Source organism: Mycobacterium sp., assembly GCF_004298145.1.
Taxonomy (GTDB): Bacteria; Actinomycetota; Actinomycetes; order Mycobacteriales; family Mycobacteriaceae; genus Mycobacterium.
In genome coordinates this window covers 89,924-110,820 of the sequence record NZ_SCRH01000056.1, presented here as the reverse complement: position 1 = coordinate 110,820, position 20,897 = coordinate 89,924, and the positions used below count along the sequence as shown (strand labels likewise).

Below are 20,897 nucleotides of genomic sequence, written 5' to 3'. Positions count from 1 at the left end.
TCGCGACGCCACCCTAGCGCGCTGGGTCAGACACGCCCGCGACCCGCGAGAGGCGCTAGCGGTGCCCGTGGCCCCCGCCGTGGCCATGGCCGCCGCCGAAGGGCCCGTGCCCGCCCCCGAATAGCCCGTGACCGCCGAAGGGCCCGTGGCCGCCGAAGGGCCCGTGGCCGCCACCCAGTCCGGGTACCGGCGGTCGGAGCGGCGCGCGGGGCGGGGGAACGAAGACGCGCGGCGGCAACACGGGAACCGGGACGGCTATGGGCGGAGCGGCGGGAGCCGGCGGCGCGACGGGATGGGGCGCGGCCAACGGCCCCGGCGGAGTGATCTTCGGCTGAGCCTGTGCTGGCGGCGCGGGCTTGGGTGGGGCGGGTGCTGGCGCGACGACATTCTCGTTGGGACTGGGCCGCAACGCGACCGTCGGGCGAATGCTGATCGCCAGCGCGATCTCCAGCGCCACCACGGCGGCGATGAAAATCACCGCCACGGTGCTACTCACCAGCAACAAGGACTTGCGCCGCCGCGTGCGCTCGTCCAGGCCGATGAGCGTCTTGGCGTCGGCATCGTCGTCCGCCAGGGCACTGTAGGCGACGTTGGTCTTGCCTTTGTCGGCGTCGGCGGCGAGAGCCGCGATACGGCTGCGGTAGTCGGGTTGGTATCCGGGCAGCAGTCCGGGGAACTGTCCGGCCAGGGCGAGCGGGTCGACCTCTCCGGTGCCGGGGTCCAGCGCGTAAGCGACTGCGGCCGTGGACGACGCGAACAACGGCGCGTGCGCCGACGCCAGTGCGGCACCCCGCGCCAGGGCCATCTCGGGTTCGTCCGGGATGGACAGCTCCAGCGAAGTCGCGGCCTCCAACACCGGTTTGATCAGCGGGATATCGACGCCGGAACCGACCAGAACCAGCCCTTCCGGCCGCGTTTCGAGCGTCTCGGCGCCGGAGGCCATATCGGCAAGTTCGGCCACCGCTTCGTCTTCGTCGTCCACGAGAAGCCTGCGACGCACCTCCGAGACCGCACCGTCGGCCGTGTTGACCACCGCCAACGTCGCGCTGTAGGGCTCGACGAAGAGCAGCGCGGTACGCGCATAATTCGTGGCGTCGCCGACAGCCTGCGCCAGCGCGGTCGCGGCCATGAAAGCCGAGACCAGCATGACGTTTTCGACCTTGTGCGCGATCAGGGCGTCGCGCAGCAGCGCCGCCTCGACATGATCGGTCCAGGTCACACCCGTCGACAGCAGCCGATAGCCGCCGTCGGTGGCGCCTTCCCGGGTGCCCAGGATGGCCGAGATCACTTCGTTGGGAGCGGTTCCGGGCTTGGCGGTCCGTTGCGTGTCGACGTCGAAGCCGTCCTCGTCGACGGTGACCCCGTCGGCGCTTTCGCCTTCGACCAGCACCATACGCACCTTCGTCGGCGTCATCGAGACGCCGAGCACGATGCCCACCACCGGTTAAGCTCCCCTGCCCAATTCGCTGTACTGCCCGACGGCCCCTCGGCAGCACCACTATTCAGCGTTCGCCGCGGACTTCCCGCCACAGCAGAGCGCGGGCCGCAATCCGGACATACCGCTGGGCTGATGAAATTCTGGCGGATGAGGCAGCATCTTCTGCCAGCCTCAATACTTCGACACTACCCGTGTGATCTCGGGCGAGTGATGCACCGCGGGCCGCGCGGTGTTGGTAAAACGCGGCTATTTGTGCCCGCCGCCACCGTGGCCGCCGCCGCCACCGTGGCCGCCGCCAAAGCCGCCACCGCCGCCAGCGCCGCCGAAGCCGCCGCCGCCGCTAGGGGCAGGAGCGTGGCCACCGCCAAATCCCCCGCCGGGGGCAGGAGCGTGGCCACCGCCACCCGACCCGCCCGCACCGGGCGTCGGAACGTGCCCACCACCCGAGCCACCCGACGCGCCCGCACCGGGTGTCGGAACGTGTCCACCACCGGAACCACCCGCACCAGGGGTCGGCACGTGCCCACCACCCGAGCCACCCGACCCGCCCGCACCGGGCGTCGGAACGTGCCCACCACCCGAGCCACCCGACGCGCCCGCACCGGGTGTCGGAACGTGCCCACCACCCGAGTTACCGGGACTACTCGGCTTGGGCGGTGTGACATCGCCGGGAGGCGTTTGGTGCGGTGGCGACTGCGGAACAGTGCCGCCGACCTTCGGGGGCGCCGGCGGCTGAGGCATGCGCACCGGCGGTTGGGGCAGCACCGGTTGGGGGACGGACACGCGCGGCGGGGGCTCGAACACCGGGGGGCTCACAACCGGGTTGGGAATCGGGATGCGGACCGGCACGGGAACCGGCACCGGCGCAACCGCGACGGGAACCGGAATCAGCGGCGGCGCCGCGGGCATGGGAGGGGCTGCCGGCGGCGGCACCGCGGGCAGCGGCGCGGCGACCGGGGGGGTCAACGGCTTGGGCGCCGCCACCGGGGCGGGCACGCTGATTTTCGGCTCCGGTGCCGATGCCTGCGCCGGCGCCGGGGCCTGCTCGGTGGGAACGATCAGGCGCTGGTTTGGGGTTGGCTGCAAAGCGACGGTCCCCGTCGAGCGGATGCCGATCGCCAACGCGATCTCGAGCGCCAACACCGCGCTGATGCCGGCCACCGCCAGCCCGCTGCCGACCAACAAAGCCGGCCGCCGCTGCGGCTGACCCTCTTCGGGAAGGAAAAGCCTCTCGATGACGACGGTCGGCGAGTCAACGTCCTCATCGCCCACCGCGCTGTAGGCGAGCTCGTCGTCAACGGCCTCCGGACCGAAGGGAACATAGAGGTATTCGGGCAGGGAGTACTGGTCGACCGCGCCGGTGCCGGGGTCTTGCGCATAAGCCAGCGCGGCGGTCGAGGAGGCAAACAGCGGGGCGTTCGCCGACGCCAGCGCCGCGCCGCGGGCCAGCGCCGTCTCCTCGGCGACACTGACGTCGAGGAACGTCGTCGACTGCAGGGCCTGCTTCAACGGAGCGACATCGATGCCCGAGCCGACCACGAACAACCCGCCCGGCACTGATTCCAGCTTCTCCAGCCCGGCGACCATCGCGCCGAGTTGCTCGGCGGCAGCACCGTAGGACTCGGCACGTATCTGCTGTTTGTAGACATCCGGGATGGAACCGTCGGACGTCTCGACGACAGCCAGCGTCGCGGTATCGGGCTCCACCAGCAGCACGGCGGTGCGTTCGTAACCCATTGCGTCGCCGACGTTTTGCGCCAGCGCAGCCGCGGCGAGAAACGCCGAGACCAGCATCACGTTGTCGATCCGGTGAGCGGTCAGTGCGTCGCGCAGGGCGGCCGCCTCGAATTGATCGGTCCACGTCACCCCGATGGACGACAGCTCGAGGCCGGCATCGGCGGCACCCTCGCGGGTACCCAAAATGGCCGAGATCACCCGGTCGGGTGCGCTCGCGGTGGCTGCATCATCGCCGGCGGTGACGTCGATCGCGTCCTCTTCTACCGTGGCGCCGTCGGCGTATTCGCCTTGCAGGACAACCATTTGGATCGACGACGGTGCCATCGACACCCCGAGCACGATATCCAATACAAACCCCTCCAAAGGTATTGCACGATGAACCATGGCCAGGCGGAGGTAAAAACCATGGCTAACTAAGTATCGCCCAGAACGGGGGCGAACGGGCCCCGCAGAACCTATGTAGACGATATGAAGTTCTGGTAGGAGCGCGACGGCGTGGGTCCTCGCTGGCCCTGGTACTTCGAACCCACTCGCGAACTGCCGTAAGGATGTTCGGCCGGGCTGGTCAACCGCAGGATGCACAGCTGACCGATCTTCATGCCCGGCCAGAGCGTGATCGGCAGGTTCGCGACGTTGGATAGCTCGAGGGTGATGTGGCCGCTGAAGCCGGGATCGATGAAGCCGGCCGTCGAGTGTGTCAGCAGGCCAAGGCGCCCCAGCGACGATTTGCCCTCCAGCCGTCCCGCGAGGTCCTCGGGCAAGGTGATCAGTTCCAGCGTCGAGCCCAGCACGAACTCGCCGGGATGCAGCACGAACGGCTCCCCCTCGGCGGGTTCGACCAAGGTGGTCAACTCGTCCTGCTGCTTTGCCGGGTCGATATGGGTGTAGCGGGTGTTGTTGAACACCCGGAACATGCAGTCAAGGCGAACGTCGATGCTGGACGGCTGCACCAGGGCGTCGTCGAAGGGGTCGACGCCCAACCGCCCGGCGGTGATTTCGGCCCTGAGGTCGCGATCGGAGAGCAGCACGCGACGAGCCTATCGGCTGCTGAACGGGTTCAGCGGAGATAGACCTCCCCGCCCGTCGGATATCCGCCCCCGATGGTCGTCACATGGACGTGGTCGTAGTGGCCGAGCCTGCTGGCCTGCGAACCGCCGGGCGTGTAATAGACGCCCCGCCAGATCGCGTCCTGTATTCCGAACCGGGCGGCGTTCTGCATGACGTAGGCGACGATCGTGTTTCCCAGCGCTATGCCCTCGGCGTTGTCGGGGTTGGGAATCATGACGTCGAGCGCCATACCTCGGGGATGCCAGGGCAGCGGATCCGGTCGCACCCCGCCGATCTCGTGGATCTGGGGGAAGTCCGCGCTGATACTGCGCTCGACCAGGATCGTCCGGACCTGCAGCCCTTGCTCCGGCGCGACGCCGACGGGCAGGAAACGCGATCGCGTGTGATAGCGCGATGCCGCGGTGGGCTCGCCGTCATCGAACCATTTACTGGGCCGCTTCGATGCCACCGTCACGATTTGCACGCAACAGGGGGCGACCTCACTGATAACGGGTTTGGCCACCTCCCGGGCGACGAATGGATGCACGTCACCGGAGACGGCGAAGAACACGGCCGCGGGGGCGAGCACTGCAGCCAGGGCCACTGACGGTTTCCGCCGCTTCCTGGCTAATGCGTGTCGACCCACCCGGAGCACATTACGTTGCGATAACGAAATAATAAATATTGGCGTTATGAGAATAGTTAGATAGGCGTCTTAGATTTCGCGCGTGCGTTCTTTATCCAGGCGTAGGTGAAGGTCAGGCCGCCCGCGCGGGCGAGAGCCTCAGCCTGCGGATGCTAGCCTTCTGAGGCGACCGCGCCGATGTAGTTCAATGGCAGAACATCAGCTTCCCAAGCTGAATACGCGGGTTCGATTCCCGTCATCGGCTCCACATCTACTTCGACTTTCCCGCGTTTGCGGTCCCCGCTCTCGGCTCGCGGTCCCGTATCGGTCCCGTAACGGGGCCCACGCGTCGTGCATCGGGCGGGCAACTCGATCTCCTGATGGGGCGCGCGCCGGCAGCCGCTCGGGTCAGGGCCTCGGCATCGACCATCCGTCTGGCAACGCCCACGGAGAGAGATCTCCAATTTGGGTTGATGCGCGACAAACCCAAAATATGCTTGATCTCGTCGGCCCGCCCATCTAAGCTTCGAAGCACACCCGACCGACAACCAAGGCGATGAGGCGACACACAATGGTGACAACCGAACCTGACCGGTATTTCACAGTTCACCGGGGAGATTCGCGTCGGCTCGATCTTTTGCTCAACAAGAAATCGTCACCGAGTGAACCATTGCTGACGTGCACTATTACGTCACCTCCATATGCGAATCTGAAGAACTACGGCCACCCCGATCAGGTCGGGTGGGGGCAAGACTATGACGATTACCTAGCTGATTGCCGAGGAATCTTCAGAACGATTTATCGGCACACGCGCCATGACGGGTCCATGTGGGTAATCGCGGATACGCTTCTCGACCAAGACAGCAATGGGAATGGCAGCGCAGTACGAAAGCTACCGTTTGACCTCGCGAACGAAGCCGAGGAAGTTGGTTGGCGCCTGCGGGACATCATTGTGTGGGAGAAACACAAGACACTGCCCTGGTCTAGGCGCGGCACACTTCGAAACAGCTTCGAGTACATATTGCTGCTGGTGAAGTCTGACGATTACAAGTATCACGTTGACCGCCTTCGCGATCCCGTCGACCTGGCCCAGTGGTGGGTCAAATGGCCTGAGCGATACAACCCGCTGGGGAAGGTGCCGACGAACGTCTGGAGTATCCCCATCCCGCAGCAGGGGACCTGGGGGGCGACACAGATTCAGCACGCCTGCCCGCTGCCGCCCAATCTGGTCGAGCGCCTCATCTTTCTTAGCACTGATGAAGGCGATGTTGTATTCGATCCTTTCGCCGGCTCAGGAAGTGTGGTGGCGGAAGCGGAAAGGCTCGGGCGGCGCGGTCTTGGCGTGGAAATTGTCGACAAGAACGTCAAGGCATATCAGAAGATCGTTCGACCGGAGATTATGGATCGCCGAGGAACTGACGAACTTGCAGAGCGACTTGAGCGGTCGCGCGTTCTTCGAGAAACCATTGTTCGCCTGCGCACTCTCAAACTGGCAAAAGTGGTGGCGTTGGAATTAGTGAAACGCACGAAAGAAGAATGGCGACCACAAAGTGTTATTGCGTTACTTGAGGGCGAGTCAATCAACAGCGACGGATATTTCTCGATAACAGCTCGCTATGTCGTCGTAATTGATCAGCCGCGAGAAACTCGTGAACAGATAAAGCAAGCATTGAAGGACATGATGGTCGACAAGCCCATGTCCCAGTTCGGCATCGCGCCGGACTTCGTCGTCGTGGCACCCAGGGGGGTGAAGGCGGCGATACCGGCGGACACGCCTCTGTACCTGTACGAGCTGGGGCACACCTGGGTGACGAGCGGTTCCGTCGATATCCCAACGTTACTCAAGCTGCCGGCTGGTGGCCGCAGCAAGTACCCGCCCGTAGCAGGCAACGTCGAGGTCCGGGAAGACCCGGGCGCGCGTCGTTGAGTTTGGGTTGAGGGCTCCTAACCCAACCAAAACTGGGTTGATTTGAACCAAGGAAGATTAGTTTGGGTTATATCGCCTTGACAGAAGGTGGTTTGGGTCATATCGTGGCCACACACCCAGCGATCGACCGTCGACCGCCAGGGCCTATCAGGAAGGAAAAAGAAGATGACTGCAAAGAGCAGTGCGGCGGCGACCGTGGTGGACATCACCCCGGATGTGTCGCTGTTGAAGAAGTCGGGCGAGGTCAACTACCGGATTCCGGACGCGTTGGCCGAACTGGCCGACAACGCCGTGGACGCCCGCATCCCCGGCAGCAAACTGCACATCGAGGTGACGACCGGACAGAAGGACAAGAAGTCGTTCATCTCCATCGTCGACGACGGCACCGGCATGTCGAGCGAGGCCCTGGCCGCCGCGATGGTCATGGGCCGCTCCGGCAAGGGCGCCAAGGGCACGACGACGATCGGTGAGTTCGGCTTCGGGTTGAAGACAGCATGCTCGAACCTCGGTGCCGTTTTCGAGATCGTCACCGCCACTGGGGATTCCGATAATGCGTGGCGGCTCAGGTACGACGAGTCGAAGTTCATCTCGGGTGGTAAATGGGAGATCGAGATCGAGCCCATCGAGAAGCCCTTCGACCACGGAACGCGCATCAGCATTGGGGAATTGAAGGTCAATCTGTACCCCGGCGTGAAGAACTCGATCCTGGAGAAGTTCGGGAAGATCTTCAAGCACTTCATCTCGGCCAACGAGGTGGAGATGCTGGTGAACAACTCCGAGGTCGTGCCGTTCGTGCGCGACACGATCAAGGACTACGACACCGAGATCGCCTTCGAGATCAACGGCAAGCCCGTGCGCGGCTGGGCCAGCCTGGCCACGAAGGGCAGTGGGCGCGGTCAGTACGGCTTCGACTTGATCAGGCACAACCGCGTGGTCGTCGAGCACGTGAAGTTGGGCTTCAAGCCCAGCTCAACGACTAGTCGGTTGGTCGGCGAGTTGCACCTCAACGACTTCTCGGTGACCAACAACAAGACGGCCTTCCGTGACGACACCGACGACATGAAGCAGCTGCACGACAAGATGGAAGAAGTCCTAAGCGACCTGAAGCGGGAGAACCGGCGCCTGGCCAACCCCGGCAGGTTCGCGCCGAAGGACGAAGCCGAGGTCGAGGAGTACATCTCCGATGTTAAGGCGGCGCTGAAGGATGACGATTTGCAGGCCGATCTCGACCGCCGGGCGCTCGACGCGGATCTCGCCGACGAGTTCGCCGATGGTCCGGTGCCGTTCGATGTGCCGTCCAACGACGCGGACGATGACGACGCCGAAGATGCGGGCGAGAATGGCGGCGGGGGCGGCGGCGGGATCATCGTCGATCCCCGTGACCGCCGCTCAGAAACCCCGTCGGTACGGCAGCAGCGGCACAACCGGGTGAAGACCCAGCTGCGGAACATCGTGATCGAGCACCAGATCGCTCACCTGGGCCGCGAATCGCTGTACAAGGTGTGGGAGGTCGAGGGCGTCGGCGCGAAGAAGAAGTTGGTGGTCACCACGAACCAGGACCACCCGATGTACACCGCGATCGCCGACAGCTTCATGATCTGGGTCAAGCACAACATTGTCGAGGCTGTGGCCGAGTTCTTCACCGAGACCACTGGGCGCACCGAGCAGATGCTGTTGATCAAGTCCGACATCCTCAAGCACATCGGCAAGATGACCCTGGAGATGTCGGAGGGCATTGCCAGCGCCGAGGTTGATGCTGCAGGCTGACGCTGCTCACCGTCCGAAAGAAGGCCAGGCCCGCCGGGCCTGGTCTTCTTTCGTGTGACGGTCCCCGCCGTTCTACCCGTGCAGCGGTATTACGTTGCTGGGCACGGCAACCGGGGCAGCGAGTGCACCGAGTGCCGCCATGTTGCCGCTGTGGTCGTCGGTGTTGATCAGGTGCGCGTAGACGGTCAGTGTCGTCTTGACGTCCCGGTGCCCCATTAGCTCTGCGATGTCGATGGGCCGGATGCCCGCCGCGAGACACAAGCTGGCATACGAGTGGCGCAGACAGTGGAAGGACTGATCTGGGGACAGCTTCGCGGTCGGCGTAAGCCCGTTGGCGCGCAACACTGCTGGCCGGTACACCGCTTTGTAGAAGGTCGCGTGGCGTAGCGGCTGGGTCCAGTCGAGCACGAGCCGCTTTTCCGCGTCCTCCACCGTGAGCTCGGCGAGGGCTTCGGCCTGCCGGCGCGCGCGGGCCTTCGCGGTGGTGCTCGGTGGGGCATCTTCCACACCCGTAGTGGCCGCTCCTATGTTGGCGGGTGTCGCCCGCCCTCCGTTAGGCCGGGGCCGCTTCAGCACCATACCGGGCCAAAGCGGGGCGTCGGGTTCGTCACCGCGTGGTTGCTGAGCGAGATAGTCGCGCAGCAACGCGGTCGTCTCGGCGGTCAATGGCACGCGGCGGTAGCTCTGCTTGGTCTTGAGCGGGCCGTACTCGATGGCCGCCCCCTTCGCCCGAGCAGCCTGCCGGACGCGCAGCACGCCTGGCTTCGCCGGGACATTCGGGTTCGACGACGGCTCCGGCAGTTCGACATTCGCATTGGTAAGCCCGCCAAGCTCCGCCGCGCGCAGCCCCGCCCACACCGCGACGTGGACTAGCAAGTTGTAAGGCCAGGGCGTTGCGTGCACGAGCGCGGAAACCTGTGCCGGAGTGAGGAACATGGCCCGGTCCACAACTACCCCGACCTGGCCACCGTTGGTGCCTGTCTCGGTGGGCAACTTGATGTGCTCGGCTGGGTTCTTGGCCAGCCGACCATCGACCACCGTTTGCTCCAACACCATGCGGACAGTCCAAAACGCGTGCCGCACGGTGGACGGCTTTTTGCCTGCCGCCGTCAGCGAGTTGATCCACGTCTGGATGTACTCGCGGGTGATCTTGTTGAGCGGGTAACCGCCGAACACCGCGTCGATCCCGAGCGTCTTGCCGTCGCCACGCCGGGTTGCCGCCCGGGGCGAGCGCGAAACGGTGGTTCTCGGCGTTGTTGCGGGTATCGGCCTTGCGGGACTCCAGCCAGATTGCCGCCGCGTCGCGGAACAGTATCTTGCCCTTACCGGGATCAAAGTCCATGCCCGTCAACATCTCGGCATCGGCCTTGGTGGCGAACGCCTTGGCATCCTTGCGTGTGCGGAACCCGCCCTTGGTCCGCTCCTTGCCATCCGGAGCGTACCAACGCACCACGTAAGTTGTTGTACCGCTGGCGCGTACGCGCTTCTGAATACCCGCCATCTGCTCGTCGCTCCTTGCTGATTACTGAATGGAAAATTCGTGCAACTTACGCGGGGAGGGCACCCCATAAATTTTTGCCCCTACCCCTGTTCTTGGCCTGGCTGGCTCATACGGCCACCGCCAATTCGGTTGCTGCAGTGGCACTCTGATAGATACGACGCACGGTTGACGCTTGCCATGTTGGCCGGCCAGCTGGGCTCAGGATCGCCTCGGCCTCCAAGGCGCGGGCGATGCGGCCGAAGCTCAGGCCTGCGTTGCGGTCGAGCACGAGCCGCCGCACGACACCCGCCGTCGCGAGTCGTGGCCGGCCAATGCGCTCGCCGCGTGCCTTTTTGGCCGCCAGCCCCGCTTTGGTGCGCTCGCTGATCAACTCACGCTCGTACTCCGCGAAGTTGACTACCGTCCGCGCCATCATGCGACCTGCAGCGGTCGACAGGTCCAGGTTGATGTCGAGCACGACCAGCGACCAGCCCTGCGCCTGTGCTGCGTCAATTATGTTGGCGGCATGGACTATTGATCGCGCTAGGCGGTCGAGCTTCGCCACGACGAGCCCGTCGCCCTGGCCAGATGCGAGTAGTTGCAAGGCTTCCTGCAGATTGGCGTTGATGTATTTGCCGCTGGCGCCTTCATCAGCGTGGTGCTCCACCGTCCAGCCGCGCCGCTTCGCCTCGGCGTCAATAGCCGACCGCTGTGCTTCTAGCCCATTGCGGCTGTCGGCTTGCTCGTCGGTGCTCACACGCGAGTAGCCGAAGAACAGCCCGTTATCGGTCGGTCCCATGTCGTCTCCATTCAGGGTTGGGGCTTAACCGGTCGGTTCCGCCTTACGCCCCGATTCTACGCCAGCAGCAAACTCTATAAACGCTCTGGCCTGGCCTTCTACTAGTCTTAGCCACCCTATTGGCGCGGCCTCATTCGGTGCGCGTTCGCGGCCTCGGCGGCTTCCTCCAACGTCATCAGCCGCGTCCCGCGCGGCATCTCGTCGGCGGGTACCTCGTCCGTCTCCGCGTCCCGCATCTCGTTCTCGGGCGGTTCAGGGCCTCGCGGGGGGGTCGTCCTCGGCGGTCTCGACTGCCTCGGCGTCGATCGCCTGGGCTAGGGCGGCGGAGTCGAGGATTGGCCGGCCCTGCTGTGCGCGGTGCTCGGCGCGGGAAATCGTTGCGACGCCTGCAATGTCGCCCATGAGCTGCTCCCACGGCTTAAGCTCCAGCGACACTTCGGTTTTGGCGCCAAGGCCTGCGCGGTCCAAGGCGTCGCGAATAGCATTGAGCTTCACCGCTTCTGATTGCCCATCCGTGGCGATACCCAAGAGTTCCTTTGCCATCCGGTCGGCGGCGAGCTCAAGCCGTTCCTTGGCTTTGCACCGAACCTGCGGGGCGGCGCCGCCATGCGTTCGGCATACGGTCATGCCGCGGTTCGCTGGCTTGAGGCAGCGCTCGCCGTTCTTTCGGGTTGCTACGCAACGATTTTGATCGTTGCGTTCTAGCCACCAATCATCCGAGTAGACCTCTTCACTGGGCATGGCTGCTGACTCCAATCTTGTTGTTTTACATTATGTTTCAAAGTATCTTGTATGCAACGCTTTTGCGTTTTCGATGGTTTTCGGGGTGGTTCTAGGGGCGAAGTGCTGCCTAATCACCCGCTCGCCATCCTCCATAGGTAGCGACCTCCTGTGGTCAGCCTGTGGAGAGCACACCTTTCAGCAAATCGCGTGACCGCGGTGACCCGCCGTCGGCCGAGGTGTCCGGTCGGAAACTTCGCCTCGCCCCGGGTCCGCCGAGAAGTAGTTTCCTCCCTAAAGGGCGGAAACTTCTTCCTTGCGAGTTTCCCGACGATCGGGAAAGTTCGGAAAGATATTCTCGCCGAGCCGTTTCCGGCGGTACCGTCGCGTTCGCCGCCGCCGCTCGCGCGGCGGAAACTTCGGAAAGATACCCCCGACCTAGGCTCTTGAAGTTTCCCGCTCATTGCTCTCCCCCGCCCGCTTCCGAGCTACGGTCCAGCGTGACCCGCCATTCGGCGTCCCCATCCCCGGGTACGTGCAGAACCTCACGTCCAATACCGCGCTCGGTCTTCACGTAGCGCTTCTCGTGGATTGCGTGCTTGTAGTACTTGTCGAACTTCATGGCCGCCCGTCCGCTCGTTTCCCACCCGAGCAACCCGTACAGGGCTCCCTTGTTCGGCTTCTCACCGGCAGCGGCAGCCTGCGCGACCACCGTGCGCATATTTTCGGCTTGTCGCTCAGTTTCGGCGTCAGCCCGAGTGCCGCGGCCTGTGGCATGCAGGATTCGCGAGGGTCTGTGGTAGCTGAGTTCGAACTCTTTGACGTCGACATCCCGACCGAACGCGCTCAGATATCGCCGGGCGTCAACTGGCGCATCGGTGTATGAACCCTCGCCAATCTGATATCGATAGGTCATGTTCACATCGGGCTTGCCCATCATCGCGCTCGCCCCACACGCCCGATTTGCAGCGTCCTCCGAGAAACCGCTGTGATGGCCAATCCATACGCCTCGCAGCCCTGCCCGCAGTACCACGTCCTCCAACACCGCCCACCATCGCAAGTAGGCAGCGTTCGGGTCGCCGCCACTCGGCTGGTCGTAGAACGAACCCAACGGATCGAGCAACGCGATGCTGATGCCCTCGTCGCGCAGCCATCGGACTAGCCACTCGACTGCCTGGTCATTCCCAAAGTCGAGTCGACCGCTCTCCCGCCCGTGGTACGGAATGATCCGCTTTTGCGCGGCGTCGGGAAGGTCCATTTCGAGCAGCCAGTTGTTGAACTGCCCACGCGGAAGCTCCATGTTCAGATATGCGACGCGGCAGTCAGACTCCACGTTGACCCCGAATCGGCCAAGGAACGGTTCACCCGTCACCAGCGATCGGGCTGCGTTGATCATGAGAGTCGTCTTGCCCGACTTCTTGTGAGCGTTGACCTGGAGCACGCCGGACCATAAGTCGTCCATGATGTAGTCGGCCTCAGGGGCGCCCTCAGCCAACTGGTCGTACAACGATTTTGGGTATGGCGGGGGCAACCACAACTGCGCCGCAAAGCGACGTTTTGCTTCAGCGCGCACCTCAAGCCAACGAACATGGTCCGCAATTTGGCGCTCACGTTTTTCGGTTTCGGTTATCGGCTTGCGCTTATTGCGGGACGGCTGTTCTGGGCTGACGGCGCCAGGCATAATCTGCGCCCATATACGAGCAGCATCAGCCTTTTGCCCGTTCGTGATTGGTTCGCCAATACGGTTCTTTTGCAACGGCTTTGGCCCGGCGCTATCTTCGTCTATCATAGGGTTTACGTTCTCTCGGCATAGGGCGCGCCTCCCACTACGCTAGTGGTGAAACTTGTGCCCGGTTGGTCTTTAAGCGACAGGCCGGGCGGCAAGCGTTCTCGCGCTCATCGCGGCGCGCCCTCAGACAGCCGATAGACGCCTGCTTGCCGGCGGAACTCGATCCACTTGTGGAGATCGTTGACGCTGAAGTAGTTCCCATTCCCCAGCCGAATGGGTTTGAGCTCTCGACGAAGAATCGCGTACTTGATCATGCGGCGAGTAACTGGATATCCCCACTCGCGCAGCTTCTGAAATGCCGCCTCCTGGTTGAGGTTCACGACATCATCAGGATTCGGGTCCACGTTATTGCTCCTCAAAACATAAAACACCTGGCCTACGCCGAAGGTTCTCCTTCGACGCACGCCAGGTGTCATGGGTGTTCAGCGCAATCCCGCCGGCCAACGGCTCCAAACTCCCGCCGGTCGTTTCTGTTGATTCAGTTGTTTTCCCGCCCTCTCGCGAGGACGGTTACGGAAATCTTACCCGAACCGCCGCCGAAGCGGCGGCGTAAGTCGGGCGAGACCGGCTACAAGGGAACGGGTTTCACACACGAGGCAAGCACCAACGTCTAAGGGATCTCTGAGTTGTTTTTTCGGAAATACAGTGGGTCTCATCTAGCGCGTAGCGCGATGCCGAACTCGCCTACCCCGCTACCCGTCCGACGCTCCGCATCGTCTCTCCGCCGAAGCGAGCCGGATCTAAGGCGGGTTCTACGGTCGCGGCGGTAGCGCCGAGCCGGGGTCGATCCGCGCGCCTGGCGGCAGGCCTGCCTGGGCAAGTACTTCGCTGGTATTCATACCCATCTCGGCCATCTCCACCGCCTTGGCCTTACACGCGCGACAGCACTTGAAGACCATCTTCAGCCCGCCGAACGAAACGGGAAAGTCCTCAAGCCCGGCAGAGTAGTCGCATCCTTCGGCGATGTTGGTATTGCAGTTCCAGAAGCTCCGCCATACAAGCACCTGATCCTCCGGGTACAGCTCGGGGTGAGCACGTGTGCGATCAGGCGCATATATCACGCGCAGGCTGCGGTAAGCGTCTGAAATGCGCTCGTACATCTCCGGCGAACGCACGGGGTCGCAAAGCAGCCAGTTGCCGGCATCATTGCGTTCTGCGCAGAGAATCGCCTTGGCCTCAAGATTGTTCGGGTCCGGCGGGCAACGCATGCCGTACTTCTCCATGAGTTCTTGGCGGTATTGGTCGTTCATGCTGTTCTATTGCCTTTCTGGTTGTAGCGCGCCGCCCCGGCAGTGCGCGTGGGCCGCGTGACGATAAACCGCCACAGTTCCTGTGTTGAGTACATGCGCCGACCCGCGACGATTCGACACGACAACTCTCGACGGTCGGTCACCGTCTTGATCCATCGCTCGGTGACCGGAACACCGATGCCCGCGTACCAAGTAACGGCATCACTGACGGTCTTGTCGGGTACGGGTGAAACGCCCAGCCAGGTTGGCGGCTCGGGTATGCAAAACTTGGGTTCTACTCTCGCCATGGCGATTTCGCCTCTCATCGGATAGCTATATCTTACCGACCTACGGCGCCCTACGCTCGGCCTATCCCGGCCCATTTCGTACCAAAGCTGCTAGTTTGCAACGCTATTCGACGTTTTCCCTCGATTTCGGCGGTAGGCTCGCCCTTAACGGCTACTTACGAAAGACGGTGAACGACTAATGGCAAATACGAAGGGCATTAACGTAGCTGGCGATGTACTCGTCAACGAGACCGCCGATGGCGTCAACCTCAACGATATTTGGGCTGAGATCGAAAGCGCCTTGGCGCTGTACAACCAACACCGCTCAACCGTCGTCCGTTTAGTCAGCTACCCGACGATCGCAGTCGCAGACGTCATCGCTCAGAAGGTCGACGGGGATTCTTTCGAACTCGCAACCGAATTCGGCGTACCGACTGCACTCCGCGAGCCCGCCGACTACCTACGCCTTGGCTACAACTTCCAAGACTATGACAAGAGACTCAGCGCGACATGGAAGTGGCTGCGTGCAGCCACCGCTGAACAGGTTACCGCGCAGGTGACGCACATCTTCGAGGCCGACAACCGTCTCGTCAGCGGTACGATTCTGCGCCGTCTGCTCGACCCCACGCCCCGTTTCAACGAGTGGCAGCATACGTGTTACGGCCTGTGGTCGGGCGACGGAATGGTCCCGCCCGCATATCTCGGGAATACGTTTGACGGCAACCATACTCACTACCTCACCACCGGTTCAGCCAACATAGACTCCGCCGACATCGAGGACATGATTCGCCACGTCACCGAACACGGCTATGGTCGGTTCGGCGCCCAAGGCGGGCAGCTCCTCATCCTCGCCAACCCAAATGAGGTTGAGGACATGACGTTTTGGCGAGCGGGCGTCGAGTACGCCACCGGCAAAACGCCGAAGTGGGACTTTGTGCCCTCAGCCGCACAACCCGCCTACTTCACTGCGGAGCACCTTGTCGGCGCGATCCCGCCTGTCGACTTCAACGGTCTACAGGTGCAAGGCAGTTACGGCGACGCTCGGCTGATCGAATCACACTATGTACCAGCCGGGTACGTAATCGTGGCCGCGACTGGCGGCCTCGACTCAGATATGAACCCGGTCGGTTTCAGGCAACACCCGAACCCGGCCTATCAGGGGCTGCGCCATATTCCCGGTCATGGCCCGTACCCACTACAAGACAGCTTCTACGCGCGGGGTTTCGGTACCGGCACCCGGCATCGCGGCGCAGCCGTGGTCATGCAAGTAACGACGAACGCGAACTTCACACCGCCGACGATCCAAACCTAACAATGACTGCAACACGAAAAGCTTGTAATCCGTTCGCACCCAATCCCGGCCCGTCAGAGTTTTCATGGGGGGCGGGGCTTGTGCCGCCCGGCAAGGAGACCGCACCACCCAGCCAAGGCGGTATGTACCGAGGGACGTGCCCGCCGTTAGAGCTCACACGCAGCCCCGACCTCAGCGTGCAGGCAAAACAAACCCGGCGAAAGCGGGACGACCCGCCGCGTGGCTATCCCGGCGAGCGAGTGCAATAGGCACTGCCTACGGAGACGCCGACGACAACGTGCGGACGACTAGTCCCGGTGGCCATCGACGGTAGGTCTATTCGCCGAAGGATGTGCACACATCCAAGATTAAGCGCCCCCTTCGCCTCGAATTGATGGCTTCAACATAAGAGCGCACGGCATCGACCGTTTGGCCCGCCGCAGCTCCGGCCAGGCCTGCCCATGGCCCTCCCGCGGCTAACCCCCCCGCGGTACCCGCGGCCACAGCTGCGATACCGAATCTGGTGAGACCGCCCTTCAACGCCTGAAGGGCTGGCGAACGCTCGACTGATTTCGTTACCGCTGTAATCGCGAAGGATAATTCTGAATGGACGACTTGGGCTGCCTCGTTCAGATCCGATAAGTCCGTCATCTGCTCGACATGCGCAAGCGCCCCCGCGAGCCGTTCCCGAAATGTCGAGAATGACTCCTCATCGTTTCGTAGCCTAGCCAGCAGAGCTGGATCTCCCGAGAAATCTGGGACCGGTAATCGCGCTAGCGAGCTAACTATCGTGGCCCGCCCATCAACAACTGGTTTTTCAAGAAGGGCGGCCAGAATTGCCTTCTCCGCCTCAGACCTTGCAAGCGGTGTGGCATAACGCCGTTCGGCTAAAGCGCAGCTTACTGAGAGCGCGCCGAAATGCCATGCCAAGGCTTCGACGAGTCCGGCTTTACCAGTGTTGGTCAGGCGCATAGTACTCGCCAGCTCGACAGCGATGTCGTGAACCGCGGGATCTTCTATAACACTCGTCATCGAATCTGTATTTGCCTGATGGAGGTAGTGCCCGTAGGTGTAAGTGGGTATGAAATGGACAGAGCCAGTCGACAGAAAAGGTTTCAGTAAGCGCAGGTGCTCGAGACCCTGGAGCAGATTTATCCTACTTACTTTGCTCAGAAATTTCTGCGGCTCAAGGATCAATTTATCGAAGAAGTCGCTCTGAAGAACGACCTCGTGCGAATAGAGGAGCACACGTAGGGCCACGGCCCGCTGTTCTTTTAGCTTATAGACCGTCGGTGCAGCGTCGCCAAAAGTTACGAATGGACGGATATGCCCGCTGGGAACAGGTGTAATCGCTTTTCCGGGGATCGCGGTTTCTCTGATCGACTCGCAATAAAGCTCAATGTGTTGAGATGGCGCGTAGTAAATCGTGTTATACATCTTATCGCCGAGGGCCTCGCCCCACCACTCCTCCGTCTGCCTACAGACCCCGAGCCAGAAGTCGACTTCACTGTGATTATGGCCGCCGTCCGGGACGAGCATTTAACCAGAATAGCGATCCTGCGTAACCACAGGCCTCGTCGTAAGTATCTATCTCGCATCACCGCCGCTACACCCCGTATCGTCCCGTACCGGTCCCGTCCACCCAGCCGAACCGGGGGCGAACAAGGCCCGTACTGAAGGCGTCCGCTAGGCGTACCGAAACTGTGCTTAAACAGGGCAAACGCAAGTCGCTCTGGTGCGCCGACCAGCAAGTTATCGCTCACCTGTTCGGGCGTAGGAAATACTTCCCAAGCCGAATACGCGCTGGTGCCAGACGTGATCGCCGAACCAAACCCCCGTAGCCAAACCGTGACCAAGGCTTGACCAAATATCAACGTGCCGTTGCGCTTGCCCAGGTCAGCGGCCATTTATCATCCTTATTGCAACTATGTCAGTTAAAAGGAATTGGGGCCATGCGGACGGGTGTTCGGTGTGTTCTCGCGATGATCGGGGTCGCTGCGGGTGTGGTCGTGACGCCGGCCGGCGTCAGCCTGGCGGCGGCTGACCAGTCGCATGGGCTGGCCATCGCGTCGGTTCTGCCGACCAGCGGCGAGGTGGTGGGTGTGGCGCACCCCGTGGTGGTGACGTTCCGTGCGCCCGTAACCAACTCAGCCGACCGACGTGTGGCCGAGCGTGCCGTTGCAGTCAAGTCGACGCCGGCGATGACCGGCAAGTTCGAATGGCTCGACAACAAGGTCGTGCAGTGGGTTCCGGACCGATACTGGCCGGCGCACAGCACGATTGCGCTGACGGTGGGCCAGGCGACCTCGGAGATCAAGACGGGTCCCGCCGTCGTCGGGGTGGCCAGCATCTCGCAGCACACGTTCACCGTGAGCATCGACGGCGTCGAGGCGGGACCGCCGACTCAACTCCCGGCACCGCACCATCGGCCGCACTTCGGAGAGCAAGGGGTGATGCCGGCCTCGCTGGGCAGGCCGGAGTACGCGACGCCGGTCGGCTCGTACACCGTTCTCTCCAAAGAGCCTTCGGTGACCATGGATTCGAGCAGCGTCGGCATACCCGTCGACGATCCCAACGGCTATCTGCTGACGGTCAATTACGCCGTCCGCATCACCAGCCGTGGCCTGTTCGTGCATTCGGCCCCGTGGGCCGTCCAATCACTGGGGCTCGAGAATGTCAGCCACGGCTGCATCAGCCTGAGCCCCGATGACGCCGAGTGGTACTACAACCACGTCAACGTCGGCGACCCGGTGATCGTGCTGGACTAGCAGCGACCACAACCTTCTCGAAGCTCCGCACCCACATGCAGGACGGGTGCGGGGCTTCGATTGTGTTGAAGGTAAACGTTTTTCACTGCGTCGCTTCGAACCTGACTACTATCGACAAGCTTGCCGCAACGGAACGGGCCCGCTGGTGACAAACCAGCGGGCCCGCATAGCCGGAAAGGGCGTTGTCCTCAGCTGGCGCCCGAGGGTCCGGGCCGAACCGGCTGACCGGGCACCGGGCCGCCGGTGGGCGCCGGACCGGTCGGCGCATCCTTCACCCCGGACATGTCAATGATCGGAGCGGCCGCCTCCAAGGGAGCACCAGCCGCGGCCGGTCCTCCAAGCGCGATCAGCGGAGCGCCGGCCGGCACCACCGGCACCGGTGTCACGACAGGCACCGGGGGCGCAAGGGGCAGCGGCGGCACGATGGGCACCGGAGCACCGAGCGGCAGCGGCCCGGGCACGGCCATTGGCACGCCGGACATGTCAGTGAGCGGCGCCGCGCACATGTCCGCCGGTGCACCCGCGGCGGAGAGACCACCGGCGACCGGACCACCGGCGGCCGGGGCCGCACTGCCCGCCTGCCCCTGGATGCACGCGTGGCCGCCCGTTATCAGCGGGGCGGCCGCCGCGTCGGGGCTCAACGCGATGGCTGCTCCGCACAAGCCAGCGCTGGCAACCACTTTCATGTTGAACCGATCGACGATCGCCATCAGCGTCAACTCTCCTTCAATCACGCTCAAGCTATTTCCGCAAATCAATCGGCACAGCAGGTCCGCCTAGCCGTACCGAGGTCTTCTTTTCCCGACCGGGCCAATTGTCAGCAACCGACACGCGACACGAGCCACGCCGCACCGCGCCGTTTCCAAATGGTGACGTCACAACGGTGTCACGAATCGGAACGCCTACCACAGACGTACGCTGACCTGCACCGAGGCGCGTACACGCCGGGCCTTCTCAGCGGTTCGTGCCGCTGCGTTGTCCGGGCGACGGCCGCTCGCAGGGTGGGGACCATGCCGGATCCCGCGAGCCGCATTTTTCCGCACGTCGTTCACAGGTAATTTTCGATGGACAGAAACTGACTAAAAGGTTACGTAGAGGTAAACTCTATAGAAACACCCGTTGACAGACAGAGGGGAAGGGATGATGTCACCTCGTCGTCTAGCTGGCGGTTTCATCGCCTCAGCGCTGTTCGCTGGTCCGCTTCTCGCCGGCCTCGTGTGGGCCGGCCCAGCGCAGGCCGACGCGACCAGTTTTCTCAGTGACGTGCACAGGGCCGGGATCCATGCCGTGACCGGCGGCGACACGGCGCTCTTGCAGGCGGGCCTGAACATCTGCCAGCAAATATCTTGGGGCGCCCCGCCCGGCCAGCTCGAAGGTCTGGCGCTGCAGCGTTCCAACGAAACCCAGGGGGCCGGTGGGCTGAGCCCCCAGCAAGCCGGCGACCTCGTCGTGTTCGCCATGCGTGATCTGTGCCCGAGCTAATCACGGCGATCTGAGTTCGAACGCTGCGGGCACCTAGCCGCGCGGCGAGTCTTTGCCGACTATTCATCCTCCGGATTGTCTGCGCGGCGGATGATGCACTTTTGTGTAAAAGTGCATCATCCGCATCGGGCAGAGACATGAGGAGAAGGTTGGATGGTACGCAGGCTCTACGGCCGGTTCATAGGCGCGGCGCTGACGGTGGGTCCACTTCTGCTGTCCGGGACGCTGGCCGGGGTCATCTGGGCCGGCCCGGCGCGGGCCGACCAGGCCGCCTTTCTCAACGACCTGCACAGTGCGGGGATTCACGCCGTCGGCGGCGGCGACGATGCGTTGTTGCAGATGGGCGCGGACCTATGTCAGCAGCTTTCTTGGGGCGCTCCTCCCCAGCAGCTGGAGGGCCTGGCCGTGCAACGCTCCGATGCCGACCAGGGCACCGGCGGGATCAACGGTCGACAGGCCGCCGATGTGGTGATCTTCGCCCTGCGCGATTTGTGTCCAACCGCCTAACGCT

Annotated in this window: 19 protein-coding genes and 1 tRNA gene; 7 read left to right on the top strand and 13 right to left on the bottom strand. The window is 63.2% G+C overall.

What is annotated here, in order from left to right; translation table 11 throughout:
- Positions 1-55: 55 nt before the first annotated feature.
- The 4 genes from EPN51_RS24870 to EPN51_RS24855 form a co-directional block, all read right to left on the bottom strand.
- On the bottom strand, positions 56-1,441 hold the full coding sequence (locus EPN51_RS24870) for a hypothetical protein (RefSeq protein WP_293048104.1): 1,386 nt from the start codon (positions 1,439-1,441) through the stop codon (positions 56-58).
- A gap of 243 nt (positions 1,442-1,684) precedes the next feature.
- Positions 1,685-3,523, bottom strand: a complete 1,839-nt coding sequence (locus EPN51_RS24865; protein ID WP_293048101.1) for a hypothetical protein — start codon at positions 3,521-3,523, stop codon at positions 1,685-1,687.
- 107 nt (positions 3,524-3,630) lie between these two features.
- Complete coding sequence (dcd, locus tag EPN51_RS24860; RefSeq protein ID WP_293048099.1) at positions 3,631-4,203, bottom strand: dCTP deaminase; 573 nt, start codon at positions 4,201-4,203, stop codon at positions 3,631-3,633.
- Positions 4,204-4,232: 29 nt separating this feature from the next.
- A complete protein-coding gene (locus EPN51_RS24855) occupies positions 4,233-4,868 on the bottom strand; it encodes a hypothetical protein (protein WP_293048097.1) in 636 nt (211 codons plus the stop codon).
- A gap of 173 nt (positions 4,869-5,041) precedes the next feature.
- On the opposite strand from EPN51_RS24855, the gene EPN51_RS24850 reads away from it, so the two are divergent.
- The 3 genes from EPN51_RS24850 (at position 5,042) to EPN51_RS24840 (ending at position 8,541) form a co-directional block, all read left to right on the top strand.
- A tRNA-Gly gene (locus tag EPN51_RS24850) sits at positions 5,042-5,115 on the top strand.
- A gap of 303 nt (positions 5,116-5,418) precedes the next feature.
- Entirely contained in the window at positions 5,419-6,774 is a 1,356-nt protein-coding gene (locus EPN51_RS24845; protein WP_293048095.1) for a site-specific DNA-methyltransferase, read from the top strand.
- Between the two features lie 165 nt (positions 6,775-6,939).
- Positions 6,940-8,541, top strand: a complete 1,602-nt coding sequence (locus EPN51_RS24840) for an ATP-binding protein (protein ID WP_293048093.1) — start codon at positions 6,940-6,942, stop codon at positions 8,539-8,541.
- 72 nt (positions 8,542-8,613) lie between these two features.
- Here EPN51_RS24840 and EPN51_RS24835 read toward each other — a convergent pair whose 3' ends face one another.
- From EPN51_RS24835 to EPN51_RS24805, 7 genes are all read right to left on the bottom strand, one after another.
- Positions 8,614-9,717 (bottom strand): tyrosine-type recombinase/integrase, encoded by a 1,104-nt coding sequence (locus EPN51_RS24835; protein ID WP_293048090.1) that lies wholly within the window; start codon positions 9,715-9,717, stop codon positions 8,614-8,616.
- A gap of 431 nt (positions 9,718-10,148) precedes the next feature.
- Positions 10,149-10,820 (bottom strand): recombinase family protein, encoded by a 672-nt coding sequence (locus EPN51_RS24830; RefSeq protein ID WP_293048087.1) that lies wholly within the window; start codon positions 10,818-10,820, stop codon positions 10,149-10,151.
- A gap of 252 nt (positions 10,821-11,072) precedes the next feature.
- Positions 11,073-11,561, bottom strand: coding sequence for a hypothetical protein (locus tag EPN51_RS24825; RefSeq protein ID WP_293048085.1), 489 nt, complete (start codon positions 11,559-11,561; stop codon positions 11,073-11,075).
- A 439-nt stretch (positions 11,562-12,000) separates the two neighbouring features.
- On the bottom strand, positions 12,001-13,329 hold the full coding sequence (locus EPN51_RS24820) for an AAA family ATPase (RefSeq protein ID WP_293048083.1): 1,329 nt from the start codon (positions 13,327-13,329) through the stop codon (positions 12,001-12,003).
- Positions 13,330-13,436: 107 nt separating this feature from the next.
- A complete protein-coding gene (locus EPN51_RS24815; RefSeq protein WP_293048081.1) occupies positions 13,437-13,673 on the bottom strand; it encodes a hypothetical protein in 237 nt (78 codons plus the stop codon).
- A gap of 408 nt (positions 13,674-14,081) precedes the next feature.
- Complete coding sequence (locus EPN51_RS24810; RefSeq protein WP_293048079.1) at positions 14,082-14,579, bottom strand: hypothetical protein; 498 nt, start codon at positions 14,577-14,579, stop codon at positions 14,082-14,084.
- Entirely contained in the window at positions 14,576-14,884 is a 309-nt protein-coding gene (locus EPN51_RS24805) for a hypothetical protein (protein ID WP_293048077.1), read from the bottom strand. Before EPN51_RS24805 ends, EPN51_RS24810 begins: the two co-directional genes overlap by 4 nt.
- A 160-nt stretch (positions 14,885-15,044) precedes the next feature.
- Here EPN51_RS24805 and EPN51_RS24800 point away from each other — a divergent pair, with 160 nt between their 5' ends.
- A complete protein-coding gene (locus EPN51_RS24800; protein ID WP_293048074.1) occupies positions 15,045-16,157 on the top strand; it encodes a hypothetical protein in 1,113 nt (370 codons plus the stop codon).
- A 315-nt stretch (positions 16,158-16,472) separates the two neighbouring features.
- On the opposite strand, the gene EPN51_RS24795 is transcribed toward EPN51_RS24800, so the two are convergent.
- On the bottom strand, positions 16,473-17,675 hold the full coding sequence (locus EPN51_RS24795; protein ID WP_293048073.1) for a hypothetical protein: 1,203 nt from the start codon (positions 17,673-17,675) through the stop codon (positions 16,473-16,475).
- Between the two features lie 413 nt (positions 17,676-18,088).
- Between EPN51_RS24795 and EPN51_RS24790 the strand changes: the two genes are divergently transcribed.
- A complete protein-coding gene (locus tag EPN51_RS24790; RefSeq protein ID WP_293048071.1) occupies positions 18,089-18,904 on the top strand; it encodes a L,D-transpeptidase in 816 nt (271 codons plus the stop codon).
- Between the two features lie 188 nt (positions 18,905-19,092).
- Here the strand turns inward: EPN51_RS24790 and EPN51_RS24785 are convergent, their stop codons facing one another.
- Positions 19,093-19,623 (bottom strand): hypothetical protein, encoded by a 531-nt coding sequence (locus EPN51_RS24785; RefSeq protein ID WP_293048317.1) that lies wholly within the window; start codon positions 19,621-19,623, stop codon positions 19,093-19,095.
- Between the two features lie 424 nt (positions 19,624-20,047).
- Between EPN51_RS24785 and EPN51_RS24780 the strand changes: the two genes are divergently transcribed.
- Complete coding sequence (locus EPN51_RS24780; protein WP_293048069.1) at positions 20,048-20,386, top strand: DUF732 domain-containing protein; 339 nt, start codon at positions 20,048-20,050, stop codon at positions 20,384-20,386.
- Between the two features lie 210 nt (positions 20,387-20,596).
- Positions 20,597-20,893 (top strand): DUF732 domain-containing protein, encoded by a 297-nt coding sequence (locus EPN51_RS24775; protein WP_293048314.1) that lies wholly within the window; start codon positions 20,597-20,599, stop codon positions 20,891-20,893.
- Positions 20,894-20,897: the final 4 nt, after the last annotated feature.